Source organism: Rhizobium sp. IBUN (genome assembly GCF_000510625.1).
Classification (GTDB): Bacteria; Pseudomonadota; Alphaproteobacteria; order Rhizobiales; family Rhizobiaceae; genus Rhizobium; species Rhizobium altiplani.
The window spans coordinates 51,830-65,408 of record NZ_AZNV01000012.1 but is presented as its reverse complement, the minus strand read 5'-3'; the positions used below and the strand labels follow the sequence as shown (position 1 = coordinate 65,408).

The window sequence follows — 13,579 nt, the reverse complement described above, 5'->3', positions numbered from 1 at the left end:
GCTTACTCTGCCGCCTCGAGAACCGCACCATGATCCAGCGCGCTTGCGGTATACTGGTCGATGCGCGCTTCGATCTCATGACGGAAGTTGCGGATCAGACCCTGCACCGGCCATGCGGCCGCATCTCCGAGCGCACAGATGGTGTGGCCCTCGATCTGCTTGGTGACCTGGAACAGCATGTCGATTTCGCGCTTTTGGGCATTGCCCTTGGCCATGCGCTCCATCACGCGCCACATCCAGCCGGTGCCTTCGCGGCACGGCGTGCACTGGCCGCAGCTCTCGTGCTTGAAGAAGGCCGAAATGCGGGCGATGGCCTTGATGACGTCGGTGGACTTGTCCATGACGATCGCGGCCGCGGTGCCGAAGGACGAGCCCACAGCGCGCAGACCGTCGAAATCCATCGGGCAATCGATGATGTCCTTGGCCGGAACGATCGGGCACGATGCGCCGCCGGGAATGACAGCCAGAAGGTTATCCCAACCGCCGCGGATGCCGCCGGCATGGCGATCGACCAGCTCACGGAACGTGATGCCCATTTCTTCTTCGACCGTGCACGGCTTGTTGACGTGGCCCGAGAGCATGAACAGCTTGGTGCCGACGTTGTTCGGACGACCGATCGACGAAAACCAGCCAGCGCCACGACGCAGGATGGTCGGAGCAACGGCGATCGACTCGACGTTGTTGACCGTCGTCGGGCAACCGTAGAGACCCATGTTTGCCGGGAACGGCGGCTTCAGGCGCGGCTGACCCTTCTTGCCTTCCAGGCTTTCGAGCAGCGCGGTTTCTTCGCCGCAGATGTAGGCGCCAGCACCATGATGGACGAAGATGTCCATGTCCCAGCCCAGCTTGTTGTTCTTGCCGAGCAGGCCATAGTCATAGCACTCGTCAATGGCGGCCTGCAGCGCTTCACGCTCGCGGATGTATTCGCCGCGCACGTAGATGTAGGCAGCGTTCGCACCCATGGCGAAACTCGCGATAACGCAGCCTTCGATCAGCGTATGCGGATCGTGGCGCATGATGTCGCGGTCCTTGCAGGTGCCCGGCTCCGACTCGTCGGCATTGACGACGAGATAGTGCGGACGACCATCCGATTCCTTCGGCATGAAGGACCACTTGAGACCGGTCGGGAAGCCTGCGCCGCCACGACCGCGAAGACCGGAGGCCTTCATCTCGTTGATGATCCAGTCGCGACCCTTTTCGAGGATCTGCTTGGTGCCGTCCCAGTGGCCGCGTGCCATCGCGCCCTTCAGGGATTTGTCCTTGAGGCCGTAGATGTTGGTAAAGATGCGATCCTTATCTTGTAACATGCTTCACCCCTTACCGCGGCTTCTTACCGAAGACTTTAATGTATTCGGCTTCGCCGCCCTTGGCGAGCGCCTTGGCCTGCTTGACCCAGTCGTCGCGCTCGATGCGGCCCTTGAAATTCAGGTATCCGTCGACCCATTCGCGCTCAGCCTTCTTCCAGCCCGCGACCTGCGCGAAGGTGAAGATGCCGATCTCATGCAGTGTCGCCTCGATCTTCGGGCCGACGCCGGAGATCAACTTCAGATCGTCAGGCGTCGCGGGCTTCTCGATGCCCGCCGGGCGGTTCTTGTCGCTGAGGGAGGGCTTGCCAATAGCAGCGGCCTGTGCGGCCGTCGCCGGCGCCGGCTGCTCTTCGACAGCCTTGACGTTCTTTGCGGCCGCCTTCGGCGCGGTGGCCGGCGTCTTCAGCGCAGCATTGGTCTCGGCGTCAGCGCTCTTTGCACGTGCGGCCTCAGACGGGGGAACCGGGGCTGCGTCAACGGTTGCCGTCACGGCATCCTCGACAGCCTTCTTGGCGGAAACCCTCTTGGCCTTCGGCTCGTCGGCTACGAGCGTCGTCGGACCACCCTCGGGGGAGGAGAAGTGACGATCAATCTGCGGGCCGGGCGTGATGCTGGCGCCATTGCCGGCTTCGAAGGTATCAATGATCTCTTCGAGACGTTCCGGCGTCAGGTCCTCATAAGTATCCTTGCCGATCATCACCATGGGCGCGTTGACGCAGGCCCCGAGGCATTCGACTTCTTCCCAAGAGAGCGTGCCTTCAGCGTTACGCTCGAAGGGGTGATGATGGATCTTGCTCTTGCAAACGGCCATCAGGCTTTCCGAACCGCGCAGCATGCAAGGCGTCGTGCCGCACACCTGGATGTGGGCGCGGGTGCCGACCGGGTTCAGCTGGAACTGCGTGTAGAAAGTCGCAACTTCGAGAACTCGGATATAGGCCATGTCGAGCATGTCGGCGACCTTTTCGATCGCGGCGCGGGTGACCCAACCATCCTGTTCCTGCGCCCGCATCAACAGCGGGATGACCGCGGATTGCTGACGGCCTGCGGGATATTTCTTGATCGTCTTTTCCGCCCAAACCGCGTTCTCGTCATTGAAGGCGAACGCGGCAGGCTGGAATTGATCTTCGGCTAATCGACGAACGGACATTCTTCCTCACGCCTTGTCAGTTTAGGGTCCCACACTGCGATGCCGTCAGAGACTTCATCTCGCAAGCGTAGGCCGACTGGTCTTTTTGCAAAAACACAACGAACTTGCCGCCGTTCGGAACGGCAGCCTTGATTTCATAGCCCTTGGACAAAAGCTCGCCCATGGAGGCTTTTGCTGCCGGCGGCTGCACCTCGCTCTGGCCCAGCTTTGGACCCATTCCCCCAACCTCCTGGGCGAAAGCCCCGGAGGCAGTGAAAAGAGCGATGGTGGCAAGCGGCAGCAGCTTCATTAGCGGTCCACCTCGCCGAACACGATGTCGAGCGAGCCGAGCACGGCCGTCACGTCAGCGAGCATGTGACCCTTGCAGAGGAAGTCCATCGCCTGCAGGTGGGCGTAGCCCGGTGCACGGATCTTGCAGCGGTACGGCTTGTTGCTGCCATCGGCGACGACGTAGACGCCAAATTCGCCCTTCGGCGCTTCGACGGCCGCGTACACTTCGCCGGCCGGCACGTGATAGCCTTCGGTGTAAAGCTTGAAGTGATGGATGAGCGCTTCCATCGAACGCTTCATCTCGCCGCGCTTCGGCGGCACGACCTTACCGTCGATCGACGAAACAGGGCCGGTCTTGGCGCTGCCCATCAGGCGCTCGACGCACTGCTTCATGATGCGAACCGACTGGCGCATCTCGATCATGCGGATCAGGTAGCGGTCGTAGCAGTCGCCGTTCTTGCCGATCGGAATGTCGAATTCGAGATCGGAATAGCATTCGTAAGGCTGCGAGCGGCGCAGGTCCCAGGCGGCGCCGGAACCGCGAACCATCACACCCGAGAAGCCCCACGACCAGGCATCCGCCAGCGATACGACGCCGATATCGACGTTACGCTGCTTGAAGATGCGGTTGTCAGTCAACAGGCCTTCGATATCGTCGAGGATCTTCAGGAACGGATCGCACCACTTGCCGATATCCTCGACAAGCTCCGGCGGGAGATCCTGATGAACGCCGCCCGGACGAAAATAGGCCGAGTGCATACGGGCGCCACAGGCGCGCTCATAAAACACCATCAGCTTTTCGCGTTCTTCGAAGCCCCAGACCGGCGGCGTCATCGCGCCAACGTCCATGGCCTGCGTCGTCACGTTCATTATGTGAGACAAGATTCGGCCAATTTCGGAGTACAGAACTCGAATCAGCTGGCCGCGAATCGGAATTTCGAGCTTCAGCATCTTTTCGACGGCGAGCGCGAAAGCGTGTTCCTGATTCATCGGCGCGACGTAGTCGAGGCGATCGAAATAAGGGACGGCCTGCAGGTAGGTCTTCGTCTCGATCAGCTTCTCAGTGCCGCGGTGCAGCAGGCCGATGTGCGGATCGACGCGCTCGATGATTTCGCCATCGAGTTCGAGCACGAGACGCAGAACACCGTGCGCGGACGGGTGTTCCGGTCCGAAATTGATCGTAAAATTGCGAACGTTATGTTCAGTCATAGCGACGCGCTCCGCGCTGGCAATTGGCATGAGACGGCAAACAGAGAGGCTTCAAGAAATCCGAGCCTCATCTTCACTTCGCCGCCTTCTCGTCTCCCGGCAGCACATATTCGGTGCCTTCCCAAGGGGACATGAAGTCGAAATTGCGGAATTCCTGCTTCAGTTCGACGGGTTCGTAGACGACGCGCTTGGCGGCATCGTCATAACGCACTTCGACGTAGCCAGTCGTCGGGAAGTCCTTGCGCAGCGGATGGCCTTCAAAGCCGTAATCGGTGAGAAGACGGCGCAGGTCGGCATGGCCGGAGAACGGAATGCCGTACATGTCCCAGGCTTCACGCTCGAACCACTCGGCACCCTTGTAAACCGCGGTTGCCGACGGCACGGACTCGCCGTCAGCCACAGCAACCTTGATGCGGATGCGCAGGTTCTGCTTCGGCGACAGCAGGTGATAAACGACATCGAAACGCTTTTCGCGCTGCGGCCAGTCGACACCGCAGATATCGATCATGCTGATAAAGCCGCAACGTGCGTCGTCGCGCAGGAACGTCAGCAGCGCCAGAATCGTTTCCGGCGTAGCGGATACGTTCAGCTCGTCATAGCTGATGGATGCATCAAGAAAGAGATCGCCACGCATCTCGCGGAGATACGAGGAAAGTTCGCTCAAGGCTTCACTCATGACAGTCCTCCGCCCTTAGCGCTCGATCGTTCCGGTTCGACGGATCTTCTTCTGCAGAAGCAACACCCCGTAGAGCAGCGCTTCCGCCGTGGGGGGACAGCCCGGCACGTAGATATCGACAGGAACGACACGGTCGCAGCCACGCACGACCGAATAGGAATAATGATAGTAGCCGCCGCCGTTTGCGCAGGAGCCCATCGAAATGACGTAACGCGGCTCGGGCATCTGGTCGTAGACCTTGCGGAGCGCAGGCGCCATCTTGTTGGTCAGCGTGCCGGCAACGATCATGACGTCGGACTGGCGCGGCGAAGCGCGCGGAGCAACACCGAAGCGCTCCATGTCGTAACGCGGACCGGAAACCTGCATCAGGCCTTCAACGGCGCAGCAGGCGAGACCGAACTGCATCCACATCAGCGAGCCAGTGCGGGCCCAGGTGATCAGGTCGCGGGTCGACGTAACGAGAAAGCCCTTGTCGGCCAACTCATCGTTGATTTCGCCGAAGAAGGCGCTGTCGCTGCCGATCGGCTTGCCCGTAGCGGGATCAATGATGCCTTTCGGGTGCGGCGCAACGAGCGCCTTATCGCTTGGGGCTACTCCCATTCCAGGGCTCCCTTTTTCCATTCATAGATAAAGCCGATAGTCAGCACGCCGAGGAAGACCATCATGGACCAGAAACCGAACCAACCGATCGCGCCGAAAGAAACGGCCCACGGGAACAGGAAGGCGACTTCGAGGTCGAAGATGATGAACAGGATCGACACCAGATAGAAGCGGATATCGAACTTCATGCGAGCGTCGTCGAATGCGTTGAAGCCGCACTCGAAGGCCGAAAGCTTTTCCGAATCAGGCGCCTTGAAGGCAACGGCAAACGGCGCAATCAGAAGCGCCAGGCCGATCACAAGGGCGATAGCAATGAAGATAGCGATCGGAATATAGGAACTGAGCAGTCCAGTCATCAGGTTCTTCCCTGCTTGCGGCTGCGCCAGGCGGCGCAACTGGGCAATTGCCCGGCAAGCGAACGTGCGTTGCAACAGAGCCGTGGTTAGCGCAGCCAGCGCCACGGCGCAAGACTTTTAGAGCACCAATTCGACTGTCGAGGCGCGACATTATCAAGCAGATGCAATGATGTCGCGACAAATCCACACAAGTTGATTCAGCTGCATGCCAGCCCGTCGGATATTGCATGGCTAACGGCAAAGGACAAAGCCCGAGCAGAGAGAGAACAGCGAAATCGGCTATCACCGAGACGCAATATAGAGAGGAACAAGAGAGAATGGCGCGAGTGACGGGGCTCGAACCCGCGACCTCCGGCGTGACAGGCCGGCACTCTAACCGACTGAGCTACACCCGCNAATGGCGCGAGTGACGGGGCTCGAACCCGCGACCTCCGGCGTGACAGGCCGGCACTCTAACCGACTGAGCTACACCCGCGCATCATGGACAAAAAGATCGGATCAAGCACTATGCAGCGCCTTTCTTGAAATGGCGCGAGTGACGGGGCTCGAACCCGCGACCTCCGGCGTGACAGGCCGGCACTCTAACCGACTGAGCTACACCCGCGCATCATGGACAAAAAGATCGGATCAAGCACTATGCAGCGCCTTTCTTGAAATGGCGCGAGTGACGGGGCTCGAACCCGCGACCTCCGGCGTGACAGGCCGGCACTCTAACCGACTGAGCTACACCCGCATTCATTTCAAGCGATCCGGAAGCTTTCGCGTCCGTGTCAAAGCAACTTCGCCGCTTCGATGAGCGGCTAACTAAGGGGTTCGCATTTGAGTGTCAAGCAGCTTTGGAGACAAAACGATGACAGTCCGCGAATTGTTTTTAGCGAGCCAAGTTCTCCGAGAAAATTCAATGCAATATTAAAGACGTGCCTTTAGAGCCACGCGGAAATAACCACCTGTCCCTGACGCCTGCCCCGCCTGCCAGCGGTGTCTGGTTTACGCATTTGGCCGTGCCACCATGTTTCTCGCCCAAAGCCGGGGGCCGCAAACACTAATTTACCTCGTTTTAATTGAGCTCGGTAGATAACATTCCTCTAAGTTGCTTTGCCGCTTACGCATGATGCGCCAGCGGCGCTTTATCACCCCTGCCTCATGCCCTCGGCAAACCCGATGAAGGCCGCCGAGATTCACAGCATATCTTGCCTACCTCGACGAAAGTGCATCGGGGTCACCGCCCTAGGTGCAATTCGTTGACGATAACGCAGCGTCACGTCGGAGAGCATCTGGTGCAGCCTAACACATCTACGAATCTCGCCTTTCGCGTTGCAACGATTCTGCAGCAACTAGGCATCGAGGGCCTGCCAAGGAATTATGAGCTTGTATTCGAGGCGATGACCGGCAACGCGCCTGATCTCGCTCGCGAGATCAAGTCGCTCGGCGCGATAAAGACGCAGGAGGCCCTGGATCGACTTGGCCGCCGGTATCTGCCGCATCATTTCGAGGCCGGTCAGCTTGAAGCACGCTCGAGCCAAGTACAGCAAGAGCTGCAAAGCATCCTGTCCTTGCTCGACGAGGAGAAGTCGGCGCTCTCGCGCTACGGCAGTGTCATCAACCAGGCTGCGCGGATATTCGACAGTAACGATCTAAACGACAAGGGTGCCCTCACCCATTCGCTCCAATCGGTAAGTTCGGCAACGCACGCCCGCGCGGCACACAGCGCCATGCTCGCCTCGAAGGTTGTCGAAAAATCGCAGAAGCTCGAAGAGGTGCAGCGGGAGGCAGCCGCCGCGAACGCCGCAAGATTCACCGATGCCGTGACCGGATTGGGCAATCGCCGGGTATTCAACAAGGAGCTCGCGAGAATCTATGAGAAGGCAGGCCTGCCGGACCTGTGTGGAATCGCGTTTGCGGACATCGACAACTACGAGACAATTGCGAACATTCCGAATCTCATCGAGCCTGTTCTGAAGAAAACGGGGGAATTGATCCGCGCTGTGTTCGGCAAGGAGGATGTTGCCTGCCGATTCGACCGCGGCCGTTTCGGCTTCGTTTTCCGGACCGCCGACGAATCCGAGATCATGCGGCTTGTCGACCGGCTTCGCGATCGCTTGAAGGGAATTTCCGTTGCACACCCGGTAACTGGTAAACAGGCGGCGGTTCTGTCGCTGGCCGTGGGGATATGCATGTCCAAGCAGGCACGCACAGCCGATTCCTTGATGGCCTTTGCCGAACAGGCGCTTGGCATGGCGAAGGCATCGGGCGGAGACAGCGTTTCCGTGCACGGCGTGACCAATGTCGCGACTGTACCCAAGGATTGGCTGATCTATCGTTAGACTTTGCATCGAGACCAACGGTGTCGCACGTTGCTCGTCCGATAAAGCCTAGCCAAGGTTGCTGAGGGATGGCTATAAGGTCGTTTCGCGGGCCTAAGCCCTAAGACACTGAAGCCATATCCGAGACATCATCATGAAGACACGCGAAGAACGGCAGGCGCAGCGGGCGGGCATGCCGCGCACACAGTTGAGCGCGCACCATATGGAAAATGCACGGCTGCTGCCGGATCGCGGCGAGCTCTTGTATCGGATTCCGAATGGCGGCGTTGGCGTCGAGGTGGGAGCAGCGTTCGGAGAATACACGGCCGAGATCCTCGAGAAGAACCGGCCTGCGCAGCTCTACCTGATCGACCCCTGGAGCATGGACCGTTACAGTTCGGGGCTCGATCAAATCCACACCCAGTTCAAAGACCAGATCGAGAGCGGGCAACTGCACCTGATGCGGGGAACCTCGCTCGAAAAGCTTGCCGAATTCGAGGACGACTTCCTCGATTGGGCCTACATCGACACGGACCATTCCTTCGAGCTCACCTGGCAGGAACTTCTGCTCTGCGAGAAAAAGGTCAAGCGAACGGGAAGAATTGCAGGGCATGACTTCTGCACCGGCAACACTGTGAAGCCGATCGTCTACGGCGTCGTCGAAGCGGTCACCAAGTTCTGCAAGGACTACGGCTGGCAATTCGAATTCCTGACGGTCGAATCGCACGCGCACTTTTCCTATTGCCTGAAGCGCCTCTGATCGGCTTCAGGCCTTTCCGGCGTATTGCTCGTCGCTGACGTGCTCCATCCAGTCGGCGGCGCTGCCATCAAGTGCTTCCTGAATTGCAATGTGCGTCATCGCGGTATCGGGTGCGGCGCCATGCCAGTGTTTTTCGCCAGGCGCAAACCAGATCGTGTCGCCGGAGCGAATTTCACGAAGGGGGCCGCCTTCGCTCTGCGCCAGACCCTTTCCGGCGGTGACAACAAGGGTCTGCCCTAGAGGATGCGTGTGCCAGGCGGTTCGGGCGCCCGGTTCGAAGGTGACGCTGACCACCCTGACTCGCGCCGGGCTCGGCGCGTCCATCAACGGATCCTGGCGGACCGCTCCTGTGAAATATTCCGCCGGCGCCTTCATTGAGGGCCGCGATCCGCATGGTTTGATCTCCATCAGATTTCCTTTCGAAGTTGATCTGGCCAGTTGAGCCCGACGGTAAGGCAAGCATCCCCGCCATCCAAGCGATACTTGCTTGATCGCACGTGCTGTCATGTCAACTTGCGCCGCCGTATCACCAGTCGGTGACTTCTGCACGTCCGACGATACGCAACTCGCAAATCACTCGCCCACTGTGCCGTTGCGTCGCTTTTTCGGAAGAAATGGCGGGCCGCGGCACACCGCCCTATCTCCGCTGCAGGCGCTTGCTCCTTGCCTGGGCGACTGCTAGTGGCGAGGCATTTCATCACGCGGGAGGATTTCCATGAAACAGCATTCTTTCGGCCACCTGCCCCATACCGTCACGAACATAGGCTTCGGCGCATGGCAGATCGGCGGCGCCTGGGGCGATGTGAGCGAAGCAGACGGCCGCGACGCGTTGAATGCGGCGCTCGACGCCGGTATGACCTTCATCGATACCGCCGACGTGTACGGCGACGGCCGGTCGGAAAAGATCATCGCCGACGTCCTCGCGAGCCGTGGCGGCGAACGCCCGATGGTCGCGACCAAGGCAGGTCGACGGCTCAACCCGCATGTCGCCGATGGTTACACCAAAGCCAACCTTGAAGGCTTCATCGATCGTAGCCTGAAGAACCTGAGGGTCGACAGCCTCGATCTCGTACAATTACATTGCCCCCCGACCGAAGTGCTTTATCGGCAGGAGGTCTTCGAGGGCCTGAACGAATTGCAGAAAGCTGGCAAGATCATGGGCTACGGCGTCAGCGTCGAGAAGGTCGAGGAAGCGCTGAAGGCAATCGAATATCCTGGCGTCGTCAGCATCCAGATCATCTACAACATCTTCCGCCAGCGGCCCGATCACCTGTTCTTCCAGGAGGCTCGACGGAAGAACATCGCCGTCATCGCCCGCGTGCCGCTCGCAAGCGGGCTGCTGTCAGGGAAGATCACCCGCGAGACGAAATTTGCGAGCGACGATCACCGGAATTTCAATCGTCACGGCGAGGCTTTCGATGTCGGCGAGACTTTCGCTGGCGTTCCCTTCGAGGTCGGTCTCCAGGCCGTGGAGGAAGTGCGCAAGTTCGTGCCATCGGGTACGACCATGGCGGCATTCGCGCTGCGCTGGATCCTTATGAGCGACGCGGTCACCGTCGTCATTCCCGGCGCGCGCAACGCCGAACAGGCGCGCGCGAACGCCGCGGCAGCGAGCCTCGCGCCGCTCTCACACGAAGTGATGGAGGCCACGCGCGAGATCTACGACCGACTGGTCGCCCCTTACGTCCACCAGCGCTGGTAAGGCAGGCATTGCAAGAAAAATGGCCGGGCATAGACCCGGCCACTCTGTTTCATGGCTCAGTCGATCTCAGTTCGTACCGACGAGGTTGACCTCGAAGAACAGAGTTTCACCTGAGGAATCATCCACGCCATCATTGTCCGTGACGGCATAGGCCTTGCGGGAGGCGTCGAAGGCGAAACCTTCCAGTTTGTCGAGGACGTAGCCGTTGGTGGCAGTCTTCAGCTCCGGAAGGAAGTCGTGGGCTTCCGTTTTCCTGACGAGCGGCAACTGGCCTCCAAGCTTGGCGGGCTTCAGATCCGATACCGCGACCTTGTAGAGCTTCTTCAGCTTGGCTGCGTCACCGACGAGGTTGTCGCGTTCGATAATGTAGATGCTGTCGCCTTGAGCCGAAATCTCGGACAGACCAACCCAACCGGCTTCGGACTTGTCCAAGGGATAGCGGACGGCGCCCCACTCCTTGCTCTTGGGATTGTAAGAGACGAGCTTCACGAAACCCTTCTCGTCATCCTTCCATTCGCGCTGAACAGCCATCCAAAGGGTCGTATCGTCGCCGGAACCGATGATCGTCACGCCTTCGAAGCCGTAGCGGATTTCGTTGGCGGTCAGTTCGCTCGGCAGAGCGATTTCTTCCTTGATCTCGCCCTTCGGATTTACGTGGTACAGCGCGTGCGGCACGAGCTTCTCGCTGTTGCCTTCCGAGGCCAGCCAGAACCAGCCCTTCTCGTCAACGGCGATACCCTCGATATCGAGCTTCTGGGCCGGCTGGCCATCGCGCTTGACGGTTAGCGTTTCGGTGATGACGGCCGGTTTCTTGGTGGCGTCGATGGTGTAGATCGTCGGCTGCATGCCGAGAACGCTGTCGTTGACAGCAAACAGCTGGCCCGGCTTTTCCGGAACGGCGGCAAGACCTGAAAGTGCTGCAAAGCCGACCGGATTGCCCTGCTTCTCCGCCGCGACGATCTGCGGATAGGCCATTTCGCCTTCGGCAAGTTGATAGATCATTACGTGGGATCGCGGTCCGCCATCCTTGCCGAGATCGACTTCGTTGGCGGTAGCAAACAGATTGCGCGACGGGACGGCCACGCCACCCTCGGGCGAGACGCCGGACGGAAGGATCTGGACGAGTTGCGGTTCTGCGCCGGCATCCTTGTAGACGCCGACGACCGAAGCGCGCTCCGAAAGCAGGAAGATGTACTTCTGGCCGCCGAAGGTCGCGACCTCCAAGCCTTCCGGCTCAACACCCTTGGCGGAAGAGCGCTTGTCCGGATAGTGGCCGATATTGGCGACCGCGCGTTCGAACGAGGCGCCCGATTCGTAAAGCACCTTTCCGGTTTTGTCGAAGATCGTGAAGCCGCGTGAGCCGCCTTGATAGTCGCCTTCGTTCGCAACGACCAGACGGTCGTTGTCCAGCCACTTCAGGGCGTCGGGCTCGCGCAACACGCCCTTGAGTTCGCCGGTGAACTTCAGCACGCCGTCGCGCTTGGTATCGATACCGGCGAGATCGACGCTACCCGCAGGGAAGTGCGCCTTCACCGTTGCGGTCGCCGCGTCGATAATGACGATCTCGTTGTTTTCCTGCAGGGTCAGGGCGATCTCGTTCTGGTCGTTGAAGGAGACGAATTCCGGCTCCGGATCTTCGGGTGCGATGCCCGCCAGTCCAGTCAGCGTCACGTGATTGATCGAACCACAATCGACCGCGCCGTTCTTGACCTGGAACACGACGAGATCGCCTGCCGGCATCTGTGGAATCCTGCCGTCGTTCACCTCTTCGTCGCGCTCGTTTTCGATCGCGATCGCGCCGAGCGTCTTATCCTTGTTGAGTGCGATCGAATCCGGCTGGCCGCCGAGATCGCAGGTGTTCTCAATTTTCTTGGTGGCAACGTCGACTACCGCGAGACGGCCGGAAGGCTTTGCCTTGCTCTCCGACGTATTGACGGCAACGAGCGCCTTGCCGGCGGTTGATGTCACTGACGTCGGCTCGCCGTCCATCATCAGCGCGCCCCCCGCCTTTGGAGCCTTGGCGTCTGAGATATCGACAAAGCCAATCGCTCCGAGCGGGCTGTCGCTATAGATGAGCGTCATCCCGTCGTCGGTCGCCGTGATGATTTCCGCCGAAGTGGCCGAAAGCTTGTCTTTCTCCTGCGGCAGGTTGGACGCCACCGGAAAGGTTGCGATACGATTGAAAACGGGCTCTGCGGCGGCCGGAAATGCACCCGCCGCCAGGAGCGCCGCAACGAGCACCGTCTTGCGCGATACAGTTGTCATGAAATCCCCCATGAGTTCAAACACGGTTTTTTGGGGGATGGGCATGACACCGGGATGACACCGATGTGATATTCTGACCGCGCTAACGGGTCTCCCGCTCCTTCTTCATTTCGTTCCGCATAATGAAGAGTGATGCCCCAAGGATCAGCAAGGCTCCCAACCACAAATAGCCGGTCGGCGCATAGCCGAAGACCAGCCAGCCGGCGAACACGTTGAGCGGCAGCTTGAGATCGTCGAAGGGCTGGATGTAAGCGGCATCGGCTGCCGAATAGGCCAACGTCAGGAAATACTGTGCCATCACGGTCAGGAGGCCCGCCGCAACGAAAAGTAGGAGTGTCAACCCGGTCGGAATTTCGAAGCCGGCTGCTAGCGCCAATCCGCCGTTGATGGGCGTAAGGAGCGCGAGCAGCCAGACAGTGATGGTCTCCGGTCGCTCGACCCCGGTAAGGCTCTTGGTGATCAACGAAGAGGCGCCCCAGAGAAGGGCCGAGAGGATCGGCAGGAACGCCGCCCAACTGAAGCTGTCCGACCAGGGCTGCAGGATGATCATCGCCCCCAGGAAACCGGTTGCGGTCGCGGCCCATCGCGCAGAGCCGATATATTCACCAAGGAAGATGCGTGCGCCCATGATGATAAAGAACGGAGACGTCATTACCAGCGCAATCGCCTGCCAGATGGGCACTTGCGCGAGCCCCGCGACCCAGGTCGTTACCCCAAAGGCCGCCAAGGCGACCCGTACAACATGACGCCAGGGATAGCGCGTTCTCATTGCCCCAAGACCGGCGCGCAAGAGAAAGGGCAGCGAGAAGACCAGGGCAAACGTATATTGCCAGAAGGCTGCCGAGGCCGAGGCGAAAGCGAGCTTCATCGTCAGCCATTGCGTGACGATATTGAGGATAGAGAAGGCGATGCCCGCGGCAATCATCCAGGCAGCACCGACCATTGCTCGCGAAGCAGAAAATGTAGGGGAAGTCTGATTCATGT

The 13,579-nt window shown here is 59.8% G+C and carries 13 protein-coding genes and 4 tRNA genes; 3 read left to right on the top strand and 14 right to left on the bottom strand.

The genetic code is table 11. The features are described 5' to 3' along the window. Window positions 1–2 precede the first annotated feature (2 nt). The 11 genes from nuoF to RHIBUN_RS0113420 form a co-directional block, all read right to left on the bottom strand. On the bottom strand, window positions 3–1,307 hold the full coding sequence (gene nuoF / locus RHIBUN_RS0113470; protein WP_025659950.1) for an NADH-quinone oxidoreductase subunit NuoF: 1,305 nt from the start codon (window positions 1,305–1,307) through the stop codon (window positions 3–5). A gap of 10 nt (window positions 1,308–1,317) precedes the next feature. Beyond that, window positions 1,318–2,454: an NADH-quinone oxidoreductase subunit E gene (locus RHIBUN_RS0113465; RefSeq protein ID WP_025659949.1), complete on the bottom strand. Its 1,137-nt coding sequence runs from the start codon at window positions 2,452–2,454 to the stop codon at window positions 1,318–1,320. 16 nt (window positions 2,455–2,470) lie between these two features. Then, window positions 2,471–2,743 (bottom strand): hypothetical protein, encoded by a 273-nt coding sequence (locus RHIBUN_RS0113460; RefSeq protein WP_025659948.1) that lies wholly within the window; start codon window positions 2,741–2,743, stop codon window positions 2,471–2,473. Continuing rightward, window positions 2,743–3,933, bottom strand: a complete 1,191-nt coding sequence (locus RHIBUN_RS0113455; protein WP_025659947.1) for an NADH-quinone oxidoreductase subunit D — start codon at window positions 3,931–3,933, stop codon at window positions 2,743–2,745. The genes RHIBUN_RS0113460 and RHIBUN_RS0113455 overlap by 1 nt, the downstream gene beginning before the upstream one ends. 73 nt (window positions 3,934–4,006) lie before the next feature. After that, complete coding sequence (locus RHIBUN_RS0113450) at window positions 4,007–4,609, bottom strand: NADH-quinone oxidoreductase subunit C (protein WP_025659946.1); 603 nt, start codon at window positions 4,607–4,609, stop codon at window positions 4,007–4,009. Window positions 4,610–4,624: 15 nt separating this feature from the next. Further along, window positions 4,625–5,209, bottom strand: a complete 585-nt coding sequence (locus RHIBUN_RS0113445; protein ID WP_018857058.1) for an NADH-quinone oxidoreductase subunit B — start codon at window positions 5,207–5,209, stop codon at window positions 4,625–4,627. Then, on the bottom strand, window positions 5,200–5,565 hold the full coding sequence (locus RHIBUN_RS0113440) for an NADH-quinone oxidoreductase subunit A (protein WP_018857059.1): 366 nt from the start codon (window positions 5,563–5,565) through the stop codon (window positions 5,200–5,202). Before RHIBUN_RS0113440 ends, RHIBUN_RS0113445 begins: the two co-directional genes overlap by 10 nt. A gap of 318 nt (window positions 5,566–5,883) precedes the next feature. Continuing rightward, window positions 5,884–5,960 (bottom strand) — tRNA-Asp (locus RHIBUN_RS0113435). A 3-nt stretch (window positions 5,961–5,963) separates the two neighbouring features. After that, window positions 5,964–6,040: transfer RNA gene (locus RHIBUN_RS0113430), tRNA-Asp, on the bottom strand. Window positions 6,041–6,092: 52 nt separating this feature from the next. Beyond that, a tRNA-Asp gene (locus RHIBUN_RS0113425) sits at window positions 6,093–6,169 on the bottom strand. Between the two features lie 52 nt (window positions 6,170–6,221). After that, window positions 6,222–6,298 (bottom strand) — tRNA-Asp (locus RHIBUN_RS0113420). A gap of 544 nt (window positions 6,299–6,842) precedes the next feature. Here RHIBUN_RS0113420 and RHIBUN_RS0113415 point away from each other — a divergent pair. Next, window positions 6,843–7,889 (top strand): GGDEF domain-containing protein, encoded by a 1,047-nt coding sequence (locus RHIBUN_RS0113415; protein ID WP_025659945.1) that lies wholly within the window; start codon window positions 6,843–6,845, stop codon window positions 7,887–7,889. Between the two features lie 133 nt (window positions 7,890–8,022). Beyond that, window positions 8,023–8,628 (top strand): class I SAM-dependent methyltransferase, encoded by a 606-nt coding sequence (locus RHIBUN_RS0113410; RefSeq protein WP_025659944.1) that lies wholly within the window; start codon window positions 8,023–8,025, stop codon window positions 8,626–8,628. A gap of 6 nt (window positions 8,629–8,634) precedes the next feature. Here RHIBUN_RS0113410 and RHIBUN_RS0113405 read toward each other — a convergent pair whose 3' ends face one another. Continuing rightward, window positions 8,635–9,036 (bottom strand): cupin domain-containing protein, encoded by a 402-nt coding sequence (locus tag RHIBUN_RS0113405; protein WP_025659943.1) that lies wholly within the window; start codon window positions 9,034–9,036, stop codon window positions 8,635–8,637. Between the two features lie 307 nt (window positions 9,037–9,343). Between RHIBUN_RS0113405 and RHIBUN_RS0113400 the strand changes: the two genes are divergently transcribed. After that, on the top strand, window positions 9,344–10,330 hold the full coding sequence (locus RHIBUN_RS0113400; protein ID WP_025659942.1) for an aldo/keto reductase: 987 nt from the start codon (window positions 9,344–9,346) through the stop codon (window positions 10,328–10,330). Between the two features lie 66 nt (window positions 10,331–10,396). Here the strand turns inward: RHIBUN_RS0113400 and RHIBUN_RS0113395 are convergent, their stop codons facing one another. Both RHIBUN_RS0113395 and RHIBUN_RS0113390 read right to left on the bottom strand, forming a co-directional pair. Further along, on the bottom strand, window positions 10,397–12,595 hold the full coding sequence (locus tag RHIBUN_RS0113395; RefSeq protein WP_025659941.1) for an esterase-like activity of phytase family protein: 2,199 nt from the start codon (window positions 12,593–12,595) through the stop codon (window positions 10,397–10,399). Window positions 12,596–12,677: 82 nt separating this feature from the next. After that, window positions 12,678–13,577 (bottom strand): DMT family transporter, encoded by a 900-nt coding sequence (locus RHIBUN_RS0113390; protein ID WP_025659940.1) that lies wholly within the window; start codon window positions 13,575–13,577, stop codon window positions 12,678–12,680. Window positions 13,578–13,579 lie beyond the last annotated feature (2 nt).

Bases quoted from the DNA above. Each gene is read 5' to 3' on its own strand.
- RHIBUN_RS0113455 (WP_025659947.1), bottom strand. From the start codon at position 3,933: ATGACTGAACATAACGTTCGCAATTTTACGATCAATTTCGGACCGGAA.
- RHIBUN_RS0113440 (WP_018857059.1), bottom strand. From the start codon at position 5,565: ATGACTGGACTGCTCAGTTCCTATATTCCGATCGCTATCTTCATTGCT.
- nuoF (WP_025659950.1), bottom strand. From the start codon at position 1,307: ATGTTACAAGATAAGGATCGCATCTTTACCAACATCTACGGCCTCAAG.
- RHIBUN_RS0113465 (WP_025659949.1), bottom strand. From the start codon at position 2,454: ATGTCCGTTCGTCGATTAGCCGAAGATCAATTCCAGCCTGCCGCGTTC.
- RHIBUN_RS0113410 (WP_025659944.1), top strand. From the start codon at position 8,023: ATGAAGACACGCGAAGAACGGCAGGCGCAGCGGGCGGGCATGCCGCGC.
- RHIBUN_RS0113450 (WP_025659946.1), bottom strand. From the start codon at position 4,609: ATGAGTGAAGCCTTGAGCGAACTTTCCTCGTATCTCCGCGAGATGCGT.
- RHIBUN_RS0113460 (WP_025659948.1), bottom strand. From the start codon at position 2,743: ATGAAGCTGCTGCCGCTTGCCACCATCGCTCTTTTCACTGCCTCCGGG.
- RHIBUN_RS0113395 (WP_025659941.1), bottom strand. From the start codon at position 12,595: ATGACAACTGTATCGCGCAAGACGGTGCTCGTTGCGGCGCTCCTGGCG.
- RHIBUN_RS0113405 (WP_025659943.1), bottom strand. From the start codon at position 9,036: ATGGAGATCAAACCATGCGGATCGCGGCCCTCAATGAAGGCGCCGGCG.
- RHIBUN_RS0113445 (WP_018857058.1), bottom strand. From the start codon at position 5,209: ATGGGAGTAGCCCCAAGCGATAAGGCGCTCGTTGCGCCGCACCCGAAA.
- RHIBUN_RS0113400 (WP_025659942.1), top strand. From the start codon at position 9,344: ATGAAACAGCATTCTTTCGGCCACCTGCCCCATACCGTCACGAACATA.
- RHIBUN_RS0113390 (WP_025659940.1), bottom strand. From the start codon at position 13,577: ATGAATCAGACTTCCCCTACATTTTCTGCTTCGCGAGCAATGGTCGGT.